The organism is Acinetobacter sp. CY17 (assembly GCF_059515825.1).
This window is the reverse complement of the sequence record NZ_JCAKMX010000017.1, coordinates 52,938-69,370: the sequence shown is the minus strand read 5'-3', so window position 1 is coordinate 69,370 and position 16,433 is coordinate 52,938. Positions and strand designations below refer to the sequence as shown.

General features: G+C 40.9%; 16 protein-coding genes. 10 read left to right on the top strand and 6 right to left on the bottom strand.

The window, feature by feature from the left end:
* Window positions 1-14: 14 nt before the first annotated feature.
* On the top strand, window positions 15-1,319 hold the full coding sequence (locus AC5YCI_RS12030; protein WP_496129611.1) for a DcaP family trimeric outer membrane transporter: 1,305 nt from the start codon (window positions 15-17) through the stop codon (window positions 1,317-1,319).
* Window positions 1,320-1,329: 10 nt separating this feature from the next.
* Entirely contained in the window at window positions 1,330-2,553 is a 1,224-nt protein-coding gene (locus AC5YCI_RS12025; RefSeq protein ID WP_496129612.1) for an MFS transporter, read from the top strand.
* A 426-nt stretch (window positions 2,554-2,979) separates the two neighbouring features.
* On the opposite strand, the gene AC5YCI_RS12020 is transcribed toward AC5YCI_RS12025, so the two are convergent.
* Complete coding sequence (locus AC5YCI_RS12020) at window positions 2,980-4,038, bottom strand: alcohol dehydrogenase (protein ID WP_496129613.1); 1,059 nt, start codon at window positions 4,036-4,038, stop codon at window positions 2,980-2,982.
* A 33-nt stretch (window positions 4,039-4,071) separates the two neighbouring features.
* On the bottom strand, window positions 4,072-5,298 hold the full coding sequence (locus AC5YCI_RS12015) for a CaiB/BaiF CoA transferase family protein (protein WP_496129614.1): 1,227 nt from the start codon (window positions 5,296-5,298) through the stop codon (window positions 4,072-4,074).
* 135 nt (window positions 5,299-5,433) lie between these two features.
* On the opposite strand from AC5YCI_RS12015, the gene AC5YCI_RS12010 reads away from it, so the two are divergent.
* The 4 genes from AC5YCI_RS12010 (at window position 5,434) to AC5YCI_RS11995 (ending at window position 8,522) form a co-directional block, all read left to right on the top strand.
* Window positions 5,434-6,234: an acyl-CoA thioesterase gene (locus AC5YCI_RS12010; RefSeq protein ID WP_496129615.1), complete on the top strand. Its 801-nt coding sequence runs from the start codon at window positions 5,434-5,436 to the stop codon at window positions 6,232-6,234.
* Window positions 6,235-6,357: 123 nt separating this feature from the next.
* Window positions 6,358-7,128: an SDR family oxidoreductase gene (locus tag AC5YCI_RS12005; protein ID WP_496175580.1), complete on the top strand. Its 771-nt coding sequence runs from the start codon at window positions 6,358-6,360 to the stop codon at window positions 7,126-7,128.
* A gap of 10 nt (window positions 7,129-7,138) precedes the next feature.
* A complete protein-coding gene (locus tag AC5YCI_RS12000; RefSeq protein ID WP_496129617.1) occupies window positions 7,139-7,594 on the top strand; it encodes a MaoC family dehydratase in 456 nt (151 codons plus the stop codon).
* A gap of 25 nt (window positions 7,595-7,619) precedes the next feature.
* Window positions 7,620-8,522 carry an SDR family NAD(P)-dependent oxidoreductase gene (locus tag AC5YCI_RS11995; protein ID WP_496129618.1) on the top strand — a complete coding sequence of 301 codons (903 nt, stop codon included), beginning with the start codon at window positions 7,620-7,622 and terminating at the stop codon, window positions 8,520-8,522.
* A gap of 27 nt (window positions 8,523-8,549) precedes the next feature.
* Here AC5YCI_RS11995 and AC5YCI_RS11990 read toward each other — a convergent pair whose 3' ends face one another.
* Window positions 8,550-9,266, bottom strand: coding sequence for a TetR/AcrR family transcriptional regulator (locus AC5YCI_RS11990; protein ID WP_496129619.1), 717 nt, complete (start codon window positions 9,264-9,266; stop codon window positions 8,550-8,552).
* A 226-nt stretch (window positions 9,267-9,492) separates the two neighbouring features.
* Between AC5YCI_RS11990 and AC5YCI_RS11985 the strand changes: the two genes are divergently transcribed.
* Window positions 9,493-10,839: a spinster family MFS transporter gene (locus tag AC5YCI_RS11985; RefSeq protein WP_496129620.1), complete on the top strand. Its 1,347-nt coding sequence runs from the start codon at window positions 9,493-9,495 to the stop codon at window positions 10,837-10,839.
* A 59-nt stretch (window positions 10,840-10,898) separates the two neighbouring features.
* Here AC5YCI_RS11985 and AC5YCI_RS11980 read toward each other — a convergent pair whose 3' ends face one another.
* From AC5YCI_RS11980 to AC5YCI_RS11970, 3 genes are all read right to left on the bottom strand, one after another.
* The gene (locus AC5YCI_RS11980; protein WP_122901178.1) at window positions 10,899-11,108 is read right to left on the bottom strand and encodes a cold-shock protein; all 210 of its coding nucleotides are present in this window, start codon (window positions 11,106-11,108) and stop codon (window positions 10,899-10,901) included.
* Between the two features lie 266 nt (window positions 11,109-11,374).
* Window positions 11,375-12,748, bottom strand: a complete 1,374-nt coding sequence (locus tag AC5YCI_RS11975) for an MFS transporter (protein ID WP_496129621.1) — start codon at window positions 12,746-12,748, stop codon at window positions 11,375-11,377.
* 134 nt (window positions 12,749-12,882) lie between these two features.
* Window positions 12,883-13,794: a LysR substrate-binding domain-containing protein gene (locus AC5YCI_RS11970; RefSeq protein WP_496129622.1), complete on the bottom strand. Its 912-nt coding sequence runs from the start codon at window positions 13,792-13,794 to the stop codon at window positions 12,883-12,885.
* 127 nt (window positions 13,795-13,921) lie between these two features.
* Here AC5YCI_RS11970 and AC5YCI_RS11965 point away from each other — a divergent pair, with 127 nt between their 5' ends.
* From AC5YCI_RS11965 to catA, 3 genes are all read left to right on the top strand, one after another.
* Window positions 13,922-15,031: a muconate/chloromuconate family cycloisomerase gene (locus AC5YCI_RS11965; RefSeq protein WP_496129623.1), complete on the top strand. Its 1,110-nt coding sequence runs from the start codon at window positions 13,922-13,924 to the stop codon at window positions 15,029-15,031.
* A 26-nt stretch (window positions 15,032-15,057) separates the two neighbouring features.
* A complete protein-coding gene (gene catC, locus AC5YCI_RS11960; RefSeq protein WP_496129624.1) occupies window positions 15,058-15,348 on the top strand; it encodes a muconolactone Delta-isomerase in 291 nt (96 codons plus the stop codon).
* A 162-nt stretch (window positions 15,349-15,510) separates the two neighbouring features.
* Window positions 15,511-16,431: a catechol 1,2-dioxygenase gene (gene catA / locus AC5YCI_RS11955; RefSeq protein ID WP_496175579.1), complete on the top strand. Its 921-nt coding sequence runs from the start codon at window positions 15,511-15,513 to the stop codon at window positions 16,429-16,431.
* Window positions 16,432-16,433: the final 2 nt, after the last annotated feature.

Genomic DNA, 16,433 nt, shown 5'->3' with positions numbered 1-16,433 from the left:
AAAAAGGATAATTTATGAAGAAATTACTGTTTGCTGGTGCTTGCAGTTTCACAGCTATGTCTGCTTTTGCCGTGGACACAACAGAACAACGTATCTTATTATTAGAACAACAACTCAGTGCATTGAAAGCTGAATTACAGCAACAAAAACAAGCACAAACCCAACTACAACACAGCCAAATTGTGGTACAGCAAGACCTACAAGCACAACAGCAGAATCTAGAAGCACAGCAAAGTAGCAGCAAAAAACTACTTGATTTAGGTGATAATGTCGACGTGTATGGGGTATTACGCTTTGATGGTGCTGTAGATTTTAAAAGTGCTCCTGATGGCCGGGGTCGTACCATTAACCAAATCAATCGCGCACCTTTTAATGAACCTGACTCAACGCGCTCCGATTTTACCGCTGCTGCGACGCGAATTGGGGTCAACGTTAAAGATTTAGCCGGCAATCCAAATGTTAAAGCCAAAATCGAAGCTGACTTTTGGACCAATGGTGGCCGGGGCGATGGTAATTTTCGTATCCGCCATGCTTATTTAAATGCTTATAATTGGACCTTTGGTCAAACCACGTCATTAATGTCTAATATTGAAGTGGCAACCGACGCGGTGGATTATAGTTTGCTACTTGGTAATGCCGTGGTGCGTCATCCTCAAGTCCAATACGGCTGGAAACTTAATCCAGAAAATAGTGTCAATGTGGCCTTAGAATATATGGGCGGTGGTGACCGATCTTCAGCATTACCTGCATTAACAGCCAAATACAGCTATAAAAATGGGCCAGCACACATCATTGCCAATGGTTTTGTCAATGAGAAACAAGCCCAAAGTACCAGCGAGGATATTGAAGAAATCGGTTGGGGTGTAGGTTTAGGTGGACGCTATCGCTTTGACGCGCAGAACTCTATTCAAGCGCAGTATTATCATATGGTCGGTGACCAACGCATTGTATCCTTCTTAACGCAAGGAGCAACTTCAGATGGCCACGCCTGGGGCGGTGATTTCTCAGTCGATCCTATTCAAAAAGAATTACTGCTGAATCGTTTTGATAGCTTTACTTTAGGTTACTCGCACATTTTCAATCCTAAATGGCGTGCCAATATTGCGGCAAGCATGGTAAATTTTGATGATGATTCAGACTATGCCAAAGCCAATCCTGAAAGCAATAAACGCCTAAGCGATTACGTCATTAATGGCATTTATAGTCCATGGAAAAATGTCGATTTAGGCGCGGAATATCATCATGGACAACGTGAAAGTTTTGATGGTCGGGAAGCAGATGTCTCACGTATTAATATGACTGCTAAATATAGCTTCTAGGCATAATCTTATGTCTGAAGTAACGCCATCCAAACAAGTCATCTTTATGATGGCAGTAACCTGCGCTTTATGCGCAGGTTGTAACTATTTTAATCAACCACTAATTTATTCAATTGCTCAAGATTTAAATATTTTACCTGAGCAAGCAGGTTTTACCGTGGTGTTAAGTCAAATTGGCTATACCTTAGGGCTATGCTTATTTGTGCCTTTGGGTGATTTATTTGAGAAACGTGCCTATATTTGTGGCTTGATGTTACTCACTGCCCTATCATTAATGGGCCTAGCCGCCAGCCAGCAAATCAATACTTTATATGGCTTTACGCTGCTTGCCGCCTTTTGTTCAATTAGCACGCAAATTTTAATTCCCTTTGCAGCGAGTTTATTTAATCAGCAAAAAAGTGCCGAAGTGGTTGGCTTGCTCATGAGCGGAGTGCTCATTGGTATTTTATTTGCCCGTACCTTATCTGGCTTAATTTCCACGCTATGGTCTTGGCATATGGTGTATTGGCTCAGTGGCTGCTGTATTTTACTCTTTAGTCTTTTGATGTGGTTTCAACTGCCACAAAGTAAGAGCCCGCTTGATTTAAAACCCGTACAAATTTATCAATCTTTATGGTATTTAATTAAAACCGAACCAAGACTAATGCGTCGTAGTCTCATTGGTGCCTTATCTTTTGGCATGCTCAGCATTTTATTTACTACCATGAGCTTTATTTTGGCTGAAGCACCTTATCATTTTAATGATTTTGAAATTGGGTTAATGGGCATTATTGGTGTAGTTGGGATTTGGGCATCCCAATGGACAGGCAAAATGATTGCTCGCGCTCAGGAATCTTTTTTAGCCACTTGGGCAACACGCAGTTTATTTATCGCTTGGTTGCCTTTAGCCGCTGCACAGCACAGTTTAGTTTTATATATTCTAGGCCTAATTTTTGCCTATTTTGGGATTTCAGCACTCCATGTTTTAAATCAGAATTTGGTTTATCGCATTTCGATTTCAGCACGCTCACGGATTAATGCCATTTATATGACATGTTACTTTTCTGGTGCAGCTTTAATGTCATTTTTAAGCTTAAAACTATGGCAGCATTATGGTTGGTGGGCATGTGTGATTATGGGCAGTATCTTGGGAATTTTCATTTTATTCTTAAATGCCTATGACTTAAGGCGTAAGAATAATTTAATTCAGTTAAATTTAAATGAAACTCACTCTGATCATTGTCCTAAGAATTAAAGATTTAAGCTGTATCAAGCGCTATTAGGTGACCAATTTTAGATGAAAGTGCAATTTATGTTAGATATCATAGATGAAATTTTCACCACTTATTCTCATATCTGATGTGTACTTTTGCTTAATTGGCTAAGTTAAAATAATACTGCACTTCTATTCAATAGGTCGGTAATGAGAACCTTAGGTTTTGCGTTTTGCTTGCCGTTATATGGCAATCTGCAAAGCGCGTGGATAACAGATCCTTATGGTCGATAGCACTCTAATTTTTGCCGCGCTGGTTTTTATTGGCAGTCCCATGGAGTCTAGCAGTAACTGAGTTTTAGATGCTTAGACATGCTTTATGGGGAAAACTTGTCCTCGAATCACATGGTTATGTTACGCAGAGAAAGCCAATCTTGAGCAAGATTGGCTTTGTTTTAAGCGATTTTTTTAACTGGCATGTAATAACACCACACGCCCTGTTATTTTACCTTGTTGTAAATCCTCAAAAGCCTGATTAACTTCCGTAATTGCCCTGGTTTGAATCGGAATCATATTTAAATTACGTTCTCGTACTAACTCTAGCAAGGCACGTAATTCCTGCACCGTGCCCACGTAGCTGCCTTGGATCGTAATCGGTCGCATCGCAATGCTTGGAATAGGTAAGTGTATGTCTCCTCCCATTAAGCCACATACCACAATATGTGCTCCACGTGCGGCATTTTTTAAAGCAAAATCTAAGCTATTACTGCTGCCAACTAAATCTAAAATACAAGCTGCACCACCATCAGTAAGCGCCTGTAATTGCTGGCTGGCATCTGCAGCTTGACTATTGATTGTAGCAAGTGCACCCAGTTGCTGCGCAGTTTGTAATTTGGCATCATCAATATCCACTAAAATTGCCCCCTTAGCATCTTGGGCATTTAGCAAAGCGAGTGCCATTAAGCCTAATCCGCCTGCGCCAATAATTACTACAGGTTGTTGCTGAACTTGTGCGCCAAATTTATTTAAGGCGCTAAACGTGGTTAAACCCGCACAGGCCAAAGGGGCAGCTTGAGCTGGATCAAGACCTTTTAAATCAATCAAATAGCGTGGATGAGGCACTAAAATATATTCAGCGAAACCACCTGGTTTGACAATGCCCAATTGCTGGGGTTTTAAACATAAGTTTTCTTGCTCATTTTGGCAATAACGGCAGGTATTACACCCAATCCATGGATGTAACAAGGCCTGTGTCCCTATTTCAAGTGCAGTGACTTGCTCACCATAAGCCACTACTTCACCACTAATTTCATGGCTTAAGGTCAATGGCGGCTTCACTCCACGTTCAGCCAAGGATAATTTTTTACCTTGGCCCAAATCATAATACCCATCCCATAAATGTAAGTCAGTATGACATAACCCTGCAGCATGCACTTTTATGAGGACTTCGGTGCCTTTCGGCTCAGGCATGGGTAGATTAATTTCTTGTAATGGCGCACCATGTTCTTGTACACAATAACAGCGCATCTGATTCATCCTTGTTGTTATTAAAGTTATATATTAGGCACTTTGCTGAATAATACCGCGTGCCTTTAAGCTTTGTAATTCATCTTCAGTTAAAAACTCCACTAAGACCTGATCGGTGTCTTCACCTAAGCAAGGCGGTGCTTTTTTATACTCAACTGGCGTTTTAGACAGTTTAATCGGTGAACCGATTGACTCATAATCATCACGTAAATGATGCGGCATTTTCACCAGCATCTCACGCGCTTGTATTTGTGGTTCTTCGAGCGCCTCTGCTAAATTATTAATCATCCCCACAGGTACACCCACAGCATGAATCACATCAACCCAATAGTGGGCTTCATGTTGCATAAAATGTTGCTGTAAAAGCTGTGTTAGAACATCACGGTGTTCGACCCGACCTGAATTATGCTGAAAACGCGGATCTTGGGCCAATTGGTGTAAGCCAATACTTTGGCATAGCGCGTCAAATTGTCCATCATTCCCGCACGCAATAATAAATTCACCTGCACTCGCTTTAAAGACTTGATAGGGCACAATATTGGCATGTGCATTACCAAAACGTCCTGGAACTTTACCGGAGGTTAAATAATTCATGGCCAGCACGGAAAGAGATGCGACTTGGGTATCTAACAGCGCCATATCAATATGTTGCCCTTCGCCTGTGGTATGGCGAGATAATAAAGCGGCTTGAATTGCAATGGCTGCATATAAACCTGTGGTTAAATCGGCAAAGGCTAAACCGGCTTTCTGCGGCCCACCACCCGGTAAATCATCACGCTCACCAGTGACGCTCATCATGCCACCCATACCCTGAATAATAAAATCATAACCTGCTTGCTGGGCACGTGGGCCATTTTGTCCAAAGCCTGTAATTGAACAATAGACGAGACCAGGATTGACCTTGGCTAAACTCTGATAATCTAAGCCATATTTTTTTAAAGAACCCGCTTTATAGTTTTCAATCACTACATCCGCAGTTGCTACCATTTTTAAAATTAAGGCTTGACCTTCTGGGCTCGCTAAATCAATCGCCACAGAATGCTTATTACGATTGGCTGATAAATAGTAGGCTGATTCACGCGTATTCTGCCCTTGATTGTCTTTCAGCCAAGGTGGGCCCCAAATTCGGGTATCATCGCCTGCCTGTGGTCGTTCAACTTTAATCACTTCAGCACCTAAATCGGCTAAAATTTGACTGCACCAAGGTCCAGCTAAAATACGGCTTAAATCCAATACACGAAATCCAGTTAATGCGCCCATATTGTCTAATACTTCCTTTATTGTGGCGTTTTTATTTTTTATTTCACAGAGTGAAACTAAATTTTATAACATAATTTTGGATTGTGGTGAAAAAATATGCAAGGATAAAGATTAAATTGACTCTTTTATAACAATATGAATCAAATTATACAAACTCCGACACAACAGCTGATTGATTTATTAGCCTTAAATCCACTCACTGAGCAACGTTTCCTGGGAAAAAGTTTAGCTCTATTTGGTAAACGCGTGTTTGGCGGACAAATTTTGGCGCAAGCTATTATGGCTGCTGCTAAAACGTGCGATCGTCCAGTGAACTCTTTACATGCTTATTTTATTCGCCCTGGAGATAGTGCTTTCCCAATCGAATACCAAGTCGAAATCTTACGCGATGGCCAAAAATTTTCTTTAAGACAAGTGCATGCCTATCAGCATCAGCAGCTGATTTTTACTGCCTTGATTTCCATGAGCATTGAATATGCAGATTTTGATTATCAAGCCACTGTACCTGCCTATCCCGAGCAGCCATCTCATATTCAGCAGCAATATGCACGACGTTTCCATTTACATATTGAACCGCATATTGCTACACAACCCTCTGAATATATTGAATATGGCAAAACCTATGAGCCCTTAAATTTGGAATATGATACCCCATGCTATCATCAAGCGATTCTCGCTTATTACTCTGACTACAGCTTATTAAATACTGCTTTAAGTCAGTTAGATTTAAATGAGCATGATACCAATATAATGAGTGCCAGCTTAGACCACAGTTTATATTTTCATCGTGATTTTCGAGTGGACCAATGGCTACTCTATCAATTGCATTGTCCAACTGCACAGGCTGGGCGCGGTTTAAATCAGGGCTATATTTGGCAAAATAATCAATTAGTGTGTAGTGCAGTACAAGAGAGCTTAATCCGTGTGCATAAATAAAATTGATGCAAATACAATGGATTAATTTAGCATAGTTAAATAAATATAGTATTTACAAAAAAATTCCGTTATAAAATCTAAAAAAACAAAACCGTATTTATAGAAAAACAACAGGGATGCTGCATGCAGAATCTATTTGATGTACAAGGAAAAGTGGCTCTAGTGACCGGTGGCAGCCGTGGTATTGGTTATATGATTGCCCAAGGTTTATTACAACAAGGCGCCAAAGTCTATATCGTGTCACGTAAGTTAGCTCAATGCCAACAAGCGGCTGAAACATTGCAAGCCTTTGGTGATGTGTATGCTCTATCTGCTGATTTATCTGATGTTGAACAAATTGAGTCCTTTGTTCAACAGTTTAAACAGCATGAAAGCCACTTAGATCTTTTGGTAAATAATGCAGGCGCAACTTGGGGCGCACCTTTAGGTGAATACCCTGAACAGGGTTGGGATAAAGTAATGGACACCAATGTTAAATCGGTGTTTTTTTTAACTCAAGCCTTATTACCTTTATTAAAACAAGCTGCAACTGACCAGCAACCCGCTAAAATTATTAATATCGGTTCTATGGATGGCTTAACCGTACCGCGTTTTGACAGTTATGCCTATTCAAGCAGTAAAGCAGCTTTACATCATTTAACCCGACATTTAGCTGGCCATTTAGCTGGACAATCCATTCAAGTGAATGCTATTGCACCTGGGCCTTTTGCCACACAAATGATTCAATTTGTTTTAGAACACAATAAACAAGAACTTGAACAACGCATTCCACTACAACGCATTGGTCAAGCTGAAGATTTAATTGGAACTACCCTATTTTTAGCGTCCAAAGCCTCAAACTATATTACTGGCGCAGTGATCCCTTTAGATGGCGGATACTCAACCACGCGCTAAGGAGCTTATTATGAATCAAATGCTCAATTTAGAAGATTACCAACTATTGGTAGGTCAAACTTTACACTCACCGTGGCTCGCGTTAGACCAAGAACGAATTAATGCCTTTGCTGATGCCACTTTAGATCATCAATTTATTCATATTGATCCGGAAAAGGCCGTACAAACTCCTTTTCAAGGTACCATTGCTCATGGCTTACTGACTTTATCGCTGTTGCCTTATTTTAGTCAGCAGACTTTGCCTAAATTAAACGGCTTAAAAATGGGCATTAATTATGGCTATAATAAAATTCGCTTTTTATCGCCGGTCAAGTGTGGCAGTTCATTACGTGCACATATCTTGATTCAAAGTTTTACTCCACTCAATAATTCACAATATCAACTAATTACTCAAGTCACTATTGAAATTCAAGGACAAGAAAAACCTGCCTTAGTGGCCGAGTGGATTAATTTATTTATTGCTTAATTTTTATTTTACAAGGAAAGTAGGTATGCAAAATCAATTTCAAGATCAGGTGGCTATTGTCACAGGTGCAGCCAATGGCTTAGGTAAATCTTATGCATTAGCATTGGCTGAGCTGGGTGTTAAAGTGGTAGTCAATGATGTCGGCGGTTCACGCGATGGTTCAGGTCAAGATCAAAGTGCTGCGGCCAAAGTCGTTGAAGAGATTCAAGCCAACGGAGGAACAGCCCTACTTAGCTATGCTGACATTACCAATTATAATGCTGTCACTGAAATGGTCAATGACGTGCTAAAACACTTTGGGCGTATCGATATTTTGATTAATAATGCAGGTATTTTGCGTGATTCGACCTTTTCTAAAGCCAATTTAGATGATTTTTGGCAGGTCGTCGATGTGCATCTCAAAGGCAGTGTACATTGTACTAAAGCGGTTTGGGATGTGATGAAAGCACAAAACTATGGCCGTATTGTACTGACCTCCTCTGCCTCAGGCTTATATGGTAATTTTGGACAAACTAACTATGCTGTGGCCAAATCAGCGTTGTTAGGCTTGATGAATGTTTTAGATGCCGAAGGTAAAAAATATAACATTAAAGTCAACTTATTGGCGCCAAGCGCACATACGCGTATGACTGATGAATTGTTACCAGAAGCAGCAAAACCCTTGTTGACTGCCGATGCTATTACCCCTGCAACTTTATTTTTAGCTGGTCCAGACGCACCCTCTAAAACCATTTTAGCAGTGGGTGCAGGTGTATATGCTAGAAGCTATATTTTTGAAACAGAAGGTGTTTTCATTCCCAAAGAACAGCGTACACCAGAAATTATTGCTCAACATTTTGAGCAAATTTCTGCCTCTGAACAACGCCATTATTTAAATAGTGCCTCAGAACAAACTGTACGTTTTGTCGAAAAGGCTATGCAACACTAAGCAATTCAATCAGGTGGCTTAAATCATTTAAGCCGCCATTTTCGCTTGCGTGAGTGCTTGATGTGCCCAGACATTTAAGCCAAGCCCTGCAAAAATCACATAACAAATATAATGATGCACTTGCGCTGCGCTTTGCCCAAAACCTGTCATGATCCATTGCCGACAATAGGCAATTGCTCCCTCAATTAACATTTTAAAAATTTCTACAGGCAGTGAATGCGGTTTAAAATGCGCAGGCAAAGCATTAAACCAATATTCTAGACCCGCCACATAATGGCCTTTAATGACATTTAGCTCTGCTAAAATTTTATTTGTGGTATAAGGTGCCAGAGCAAAAAATGCGTTGGCATAAACAGCATTTTGTGGAATATGATGTACATAAGCCCAAATCGCATGCTCTAAACGGGCCTTATGATCTATACCTTTGGCATAAGCTTGATGCAACACTTTAATATGTGCGGAGCTAATACGTTCAAAACACTGTAAATAACAATCTTCTTTGTCTTTAAACAATTTATAAAACGTCGTCTTAGATACACCAGCACGGTCAATGATATCTTGGACAGAAGTCGCCGCGTAGCCTTTTTGGTCCAAATGATAAGCTGTCGCTTCAATTAAGCGTCCACGCTGTGACAACATGACCACTGCAGGCGGTAGGCTATTGCTACCACGTGGCAATACACGGCGTTCTACCTGATCTAGCGCTGGCATATGAGATTCGATGATGGGATCTAATTTTGGCATCTGCAGCTCGTTTTTATAGGCAAGTCTCATCTTGAAGTGTAGCGAATTTAACAGAAAATTGCATATCTTTTCCCACTCATTAATGCTTCTTCGCTTCCCGACCAATGACAAGTAAAAGCCATATGCTAAGACTTGTTTGTATAAATACATCTATGTTTATATAGATAAAGCACGTGATATGATCGGCGCGATTCTTACAACAACAATAACATCAGGAAGTATTTTTATGTCTAAGGAAAGTTATATTGATTCAAACACTACTACCGTAACACCCATACCTGAAGCCTCAAGTGGCAATCGAACTTGGAAAATCTTGTTTTTTTTGTTCTTAGCCAATATGTTGAATTTTTTTGACCGTACCATTCCCTCTATTATTATTGAACCTTTACGTTTCGAGTTTAAACTCAGTGATTTACAATTAGGTCTGGTCACTGCAGCATTTACTTTGGTTTATGCGGTTGCAGGCTTACCCTTTGGACGTTTAGCCGATAAAGGCTCACGTAAAAATATTATTGGTTGGGGGTTACTCATTTGGAGTGGTTTTACCGCCATGAATGCTATGGCGTGGAACTATATCTCATTTTTCTTGGTACGTATTGGCGTGGGGATTGGCGAAGCCAGTTATGCACCTGCCGCCAATTCTATGATTGCTGACTTGTTCCCCCCTGAGCGTCGTGCACGTGCAGTGGGCATTTTTATGCTTGGCTTACCTATTGGTTTATTACTGGCATTTTTTACTGTAGGTTCAATTGCAGAATACTTTAATAGTTGGCGAGCACCATTTTTACTGGCCGCTGTCCCTGGCATTATCTTGGCTATATTCTTCTTTCGTATGAAGGAACCACAGCGTCAACAACTACAAAATGCCACTGCTGCACCGGTACATACGGTGCATCAACCAGTACGCCAGTTACTCAAAATTAAAACCTTACGCTGGTTAATTTTATCCGGTGTGAGTATGAATTTTGCAGCCTATGCAGGTAACGCTTTTTTTGTGCCCATGTTTCAACGTTATTTTGGCTTAAGTTTAACCCAAGCCGCCGTGATTACTGGATGCGTGGTTGGGATCACTGGTTTAATTGGCTTAGTATTGGGTGGCATAATCGCCGACCGTGCACATCAACGTTTAGCAGGTGGTCGCTTATTATTTGGTGCGATAAGCCTGTTGTTCTCAGCAATTTTTATTGCCGTAGCCTTATACCTTGGCAATGACTCATTAACTGCTGTTGTGATTTTACTCAGTATTGGTTGGCTCGCGTCTTATAATTATTACACGACGGTTTATCCAGCAATTCAAGATGTGGTGCAACCAAATTTACGTGCGACAGCTGTAGCGGTATATTTTGCTTGTATGTATATTTTAGGTGGTGCTTTTGGACCGGTCGTAGTGGGAGCATTGTCTGATCATTTTTCTAATGCTGCTATGCTCGCTTCAGGTTCTACTGTGATGTTAGAGCAATTTAAAGCGGTAGGTTTACATCATGCTTTATATGTCATTCCTGTAGCGCTATTGATTACATCGATCTTCTTATACTTTGCAGCACGTCAATTTAAACAAGATTGTCCAGATTAAAGACACAAAAAACCCATGCAATGCATGGGTTTTTTCACTTTACTTTCTAAAAAGAAAAATTAAAGTGGGCTAATCGCGTTAGCTTGAGAGCCTTTAGGACCAGCAACGATTTCAAATTGAACGCGTTGGCCTTCTTGCAATACTTTGAAGCCTTTTACTTGGATTTGGCTGTAGTGTGCAAACACGTCTTCGCCAGAATCTGCTGCAATAAAACCAAAACCTTTAGTTTCGTTAAACCATTTAACTGTGCCAGTTACTACGTTTGACATAGATTTTTCCTATACTTTAAAAACTTTGTATGGCTTGTGCCATAGTGCCTAAGACAATAAACTTTGCAACGAAAAAATCTGATAAAACGAAGGGAACAACGAAATGAAAAGATTTGCGATAACAACAGTATTATTATTTTAGTGACTCCAATTATACATGGCTTGAATAGATAAGCAAGCCTTTTGGTTAAAATATATCAATCGCTTCTCAAATGCGTTATAGCGATAGAAATACTGCACTATAACGCATCTTCAGAATCCAGCTATTAACTGGTTTGGCGATCAAGAGTAATCTTTGTTTGAGGGTCAGCTATATGTTGCTCATGTTGACCATCTACTGATACTTTTAGATTGACCAAATAAATAGCAATGGCGGCAATCACACCAGGAATGGCGATCAGTAAAAAGTTCATTTGGTGGGGTAGTTCAAAGGTCAGTAATGCACCTGTTAAGACTGGACCCACAATGGCACCAATACGTCCCACTCCAGAAGCCCATCCCATGCCTGTTGAACGCACATTAGCAGGATAAAACTGTGCGACAAAAGTATATAGTAAGATTTGCGAACCAATCGTGGCTGCACCAGCAAGCGCGATTAAGCTATAGAGCACCAGTTGTGGACTATTAAAGCCAAGTAAAATTAAGGCCAGCGCCCCCACAACGAATAAACTGGTGAGTACTTTTTTAATATGAAAGCGATCTGCTAACATCCCACCGCCAATCGCGCCAACCATGCCACCAATATTTAAAGCAAATAAAAAAATCATACTGGCGCCAAGTGAATAACCTGCTTGAATCATCAATTTTGGTAACCAGCTGCCCAGCGCATAAACCATCAATAAGCACATAAAAAATGCCAACCAGAACATAAAGGTGCTTAAACTGCGCCCCTGCTGGAATAAAGCTTTTAAAGGTGCTTGATCTGCGACATTCACTTCAGGTAATACAAATTGAGTTTGCGCAGTTAAACGCTGTTCAGGTGCGATTTTATGAACAATTTTCGCAACCTCATCATTTTGCTGTTTTTGCGTCAAAAACATTAATGATTCAGGTAAATATTTCCATAATATAGGCAAAAATAAACATGGAATACCAGCGATATAGAACATGATTTTCCAGCCATAGTCACCCACTAACCATGCCCCTAATAATGCTGAGCTCATACCACCAATGGCATAACCACTAAACATGAGTGCCACCAAAGTACTGCGAATACGTTTGGGCGCATATTCAGTCATCAAGGCGACGACATTAGGCATCACACCGCCAATACCCAGTCCAGCTAAAAAGCGCAGCACTGCAAATTGGGTCGGATTTTCGGCAAACGCCCCTAAAAAGGTAAAACCACTAAAAATGGCCACACAAATTAAAATAGTTTTCTTACGCCCCAAACGATCCGCTAAAGTGCCAAAGCCCATAGCACCAAACATCATACCAAATAGAGCACTACTGGCGAGTAAGCCTGCTTGAACGGTCGTTAGGCCCCATTCTTGCATCAATAAAGGTAGTGCCACTCCGTAAATGACCAGATCGTAACCATCAAAAATGATAATACTCAAACACCAAAGCAATACGCTCCAATGGAATGGGCGGAATTTTGCTTCATCCACCACACGCTGAATTTGAATCTGCTCAGCCATACTTCACCTCCTTATTGTGAAGAACAATCTGCTGTGCACAATGCGTGATTAAAACTCCTTTGTCCAAAACTGTTTAAGCATACATTTATACTTAAAAAGTGGTATTTTTCCACAATATCTCAATTTTCAATACTTTAAAAAGCAGAACGGTCGTATTGAATGGCCTCTAAATCATAGACTTGATAAATACAATCAAATAATGCGCGTAGATCGTCGGCTGCATCTAAATTACGAATCGCCATAAATACAGGACTGACTGCATCATGCTCATGAATCGGAATATAGTGAACATGCGCTAAGCGCACTGATTGGGCACTTTCAGGCACAATACATATTCCTTCAGCCGCAGCCACTAAACCCAAAGCCAATTGAATTTCACGAACCAACTTTAAACTTTTGGGTGTGAGGCTATGCTCTGCAAAGATTCCTTGAACTTGCGTGGCAAAGTTAGGCCCAGTGCTGTTTGGGTATAAAAATAAGTTTTCTTGTTCAATTTCAGCCAAACTAATTGCGTCTTGTTGAGCCAAAGGATGGCTTTGATGCACTGCTGCAACTAGAGGTTCTTCACGTAATAAAATGCGTTTCACATTCGGATCAGAAATACGTAGACGACCAAAACCAACATCAATTTGACCTTTTTTAAGCGCTTGAATCTGCTCAAAAGTCGACATTTCAATCAACTCAACTTTTAAACTAGGCTGTTGTTGACGAAATACATAAATAATTTTTGACAATAATCCATACAGTAATGACGCCACAAAGCCAATTTTAATACTACGTTCAACAATACCTATTCGTGTGGTCATAGATTTGACTTCTTCAGCGTTAGACAAAAGTTTAACGGCATGCTGATAAAAGAATTGCCCTGCTTCAGTCAACTGTAATGGACGTGTACCACGTTCAAATAACTGCACCCCAATTTCGGCTTCAAGCTGTTGTATTTGGCGGCTTAGCGGGGGTTGAGCGATGAATAAACGTTCTGCTGCTTTGGTAAAACTTTTGGTTTCCGCCACGGCGACAAAATAACGTAAATGTCGCAATTCCATGGGCTCACTCCTTAACTTCATATCTTAAAGGTATAAAAAAATGCTAATTTGATCTTCGACAGCAAAAATTTATTCTTTTAAGGTATATGCAAGAACAGCGAAACGCAAGTACAGCCCGGAAGAGATTATGTACACAGCAATAGAAACAATTTTGGTGGAAATTCCAACCATCCGCCCACACAAAATGGCGGTTGCAACGATGCAAACCCAAACCTTGGTGTTGGTGAAAATCAGTACGGCTGATGGCTTTGTGGGCTGGGGTGAGGCCACCACTATCGGTGGTTTAGGTTATGGTGATGAAAGCCCTGAAAGTGTCAAAACTAATATTGAAACCTACTTTGCCCCACTGTTAAAAACATTATCGGGCTTGAATATTGCACAAACATTACAAGTCTTAAAAAAGAATATCAATGGTAACCGTTTTGCCAAGTGTGCCATTCAAACTGCGTTACTCGATATTCAAGCACAGCGTTTAGGCGTGCCTGTATCTGAATTACTCGGTGGCCGTTTACGTGATAGCGTGCCTGTCCTTTGGGTACTTGCATCTGGCGATACAGAGAAAGATATTGCTGAAGCAAAACGCATGGTGGCAGCAAAACGCCATAATATTTTCAAACTTAAAATTGGTTCACGTGCAGTAGAAGCGGATGTTGAACATGTGCTGGCCATTAAACAAGCCTTGGGTAAAGACGTATCGATTCGTGTCGATGTCAACCGTGCTTGGACTGAATTAGAAGCCATTAAAGGCATTCAATTACTCCAAGATGGTGGTGTTGATTTAATTGAGCAGCCATGCGCGATTGATAATATTGATGCGATGCAACGTTTAACTCAACGATTTGATGTTGCCATCATGGCGGACGAATCGCTTATGGGTCCAAGTACTGCATATCGCTTAGCTAAACGTCATGCAGCATCTGTATTTGCAGTTAAAGTTGCGCAATCAGGGGGCTTAATCGAAGGTTGCGAAGTAGGCACCATCGCTCGTCTAGCCGGCATTGACCTCTATGGCGGCACTATGCTCGAAGGTCCTGTGGGAACTATTGCTTCAGCGCATGTGTTCTCTACTTTTGAAAAATTAGCGTATGGCACTGAACTTTTTGGCCCATTGCTACTGACCGAAGACATTTTAACAACGCCGCTGCAATACCAAGATTTCGAATTACATTTGCCAAAAACGGCAGGTTTAGGTCTAGAACTGGATCTAAACAAAATTGACAACTTACGTCGTCAATAAACCCAGAATTAAAGAAGGAGTGAAACATGCTGTTTCAGGTACGAATGGATGTCAATATTCCACGTGATATGCCGGTTGAACAAGCCAATGAAATTAAAGCTGTAGAAAAAGCTTATTCGCAAGAGTTACAGCAGCAAGGGAAATGGCGTCATATTTGGCGTATTACCGGTCAATATTCCAACATCAGTATTTTTGATGTCGAAAGTAACGAAGAGCTGCATACGATTTTACAAGGTTTACCGTTGTATCCGTATATGCACATTGAAGTGATGGCACTCAATCGTCATCCCTCTTCAATTCGTGAAGACGATCGTTAATTTAAGCCACATCAATTAGTTTAAATTTTCAGCATGGATGCAGTTTTTTTGCTGCATCTTGACCCCCTTATTGTCCAAAAAAGGAAACCGGCCAGCCATCTCGCCAGCCCAAGTTAAATTGCGATGAATGTGCTTGCCATACATATTTACAGGAGTAAATGTATGAATCGCCAAGAAATTGATGCTTTAGTTAAGCAAATGAACGTTGACACTGCAACAGGTCCAGTGGATGCACGTGTACAACAAATTGTGGTGCGTTTACTTGGAGATTTGTTCCAAGCGATTGAAGACTTAGACATCAGCCAAACGGAACTTTGGAAAGGTCTTGAGTATTTTACTGATGCAGGTCAAGCCAACGAACTTGGTCTTTTAGCTGCTGGTTTAGGTTTAGAGCACTATCTTGATTTACGTGCTGACGAAGCTGATGCCAAAGCAGGCATCACTGGTGGTACGCCACGTACCATTGAAGGTCCATTGTATGTCGCTGGTGCACCAGAATCTGTCGGTTTTGCCCGTATGGATGATGGTTCTGAAGAAGGCAAAATCCCAACGTTAATTATCGAAGGTATCGTTAAAGATACTCAAGGTAACATCATTGAGGGTGCTAAAGTTGAAGTTTGGCATGCCAACAGCTTAGGTAACTACTCGTTCTTCGATAAGTCACAATCTGACTTCAACTTACGTCGTTCGATCTTAACTGATGCACAAGGTCAATACACTGCTTTAACAACTATGCCTGTAGGTTATGGTTGCCCTCCACAAGGTACCACTCAGCTTGTATTAGACAAACTAGGTCGTCACGGTAACCGCCCTTCACACGTGCATTACTTCGTTACTGCACCGGGTTACCGTAAGTTAACCACTCAGTTTAACATCGAAGGTGATCAATACCTTTGGGATGACTTTGCATTCGCAACACGTGATGGCTTGGTAGCGACTGCCGTAGACGTAACTGATGAAGCTGAAATCGCTCGTCGTGGCCTGAAAGGTGCGTTCAAACACATTCAATTTGACATTGAATTAGTCAAAGATGTTGAAGGTGCACCTTCAACTGAAGTTGAACGCCGCCGCGCATCAGCATAAAT

Excerpts from the sequence above, each read along its gene's own strand:
- AC5YCI_RS12030 (WP_496129611.1), top strand. The coding sequence starts at position 15 with ATGAAGAAATTACTGTTTGCTGGTGCTTGCAGTTTCACAGCTATGTCT.
- AC5YCI_RS12025 (WP_496129612.1), top strand. The coding sequence starts at position 1,330 with ATGTCTGAAGTAACGCCATCCAAACAAGTCATCTTTATGATGGCAGTA.
- AC5YCI_RS12020 (WP_496129613.1), bottom strand. The coding sequence starts at position 4,038 with ATGCGCTGTTATTGTGTACAAGAACATGGTGCGCCATTACAAGAAATT.
- AC5YCI_RS12015 (WP_496129614.1), bottom strand. The coding sequence starts at position 5,298 with ATGGGCGCATTAACTGGATTTCGTGTATTGGATTTAAGCCGTATTTTA.
- AC5YCI_RS12010 (WP_496129615.1), top strand. The coding sequence starts at position 5,434 with ATGAATCAAATTATACAAACTCCGACACAACAGCTGATTGATTTATTA.
- AC5YCI_RS12005 (WP_496175580.1), top strand. The coding sequence starts at position 6,358 with ATGCAGAATCTATTTGATGTACAAGGAAAAGTGGCTCTAGTGACCGGT.
- AC5YCI_RS12000 (WP_496129617.1), top strand. The coding sequence starts at position 7,139 with ATGAATCAAATGCTCAATTTAGAAGATTACCAACTATTGGTAGGTCAA.
- AC5YCI_RS11995 (WP_496129618.1), top strand. The coding sequence starts at position 7,620 with ATGCAAAATCAATTTCAAGATCAGGTGGCTATTGTCACAGGTGCAGCC.
- AC5YCI_RS11990 (WP_496129619.1), bottom strand. The coding sequence starts at position 9,266 with ATGCCAAAATTAGATCCCATCATCGAATCTCATATGCCAGCGCTAGAT.
- AC5YCI_RS11985 (WP_496129620.1), top strand. The coding sequence starts at position 9,493 with ATGTCTAAGGAAAGTTATATTGATTCAAACACTACTACCGTAACACCC.
- AC5YCI_RS11980 (WP_122901178.1), bottom strand. The coding sequence starts at position 11,108 with ATGTCAAACGTAGTAACTGGCACAGTTAAATGGTTTAACGAAACTAAA.
- AC5YCI_RS11975 (WP_496129621.1), bottom strand. The coding sequence starts at position 12,748 with ATGGCTGAGCAGATTCAAATTCAGCGTGTGGTGGATGAAGCAAAATTC.
- AC5YCI_RS11970 (WP_496129622.1), bottom strand. The coding sequence starts at position 13,794 with ATGGAATTGCGACATTTACGTTATTTTGTCGCCGTGGCGGAAACCAAA.
- AC5YCI_RS11965 (WP_496129623.1), top strand. The coding sequence starts at position 13,922 with ATGTACACAGCAATAGAAACAATTTTGGTGGAAATTCCAACCATCCGC.
- catC (WP_496129624.1), top strand. The coding sequence starts at position 15,058 with ATGCTGTTTCAGGTACGAATGGATGTCAATATTCCACGTGATATGCCG.
- catA (WP_496175579.1), top strand. The coding sequence starts at position 15,511 with ATGAATCGCCAAGAAATTGATGCTTTAGTTAAGCAAATGAACGTTGAC.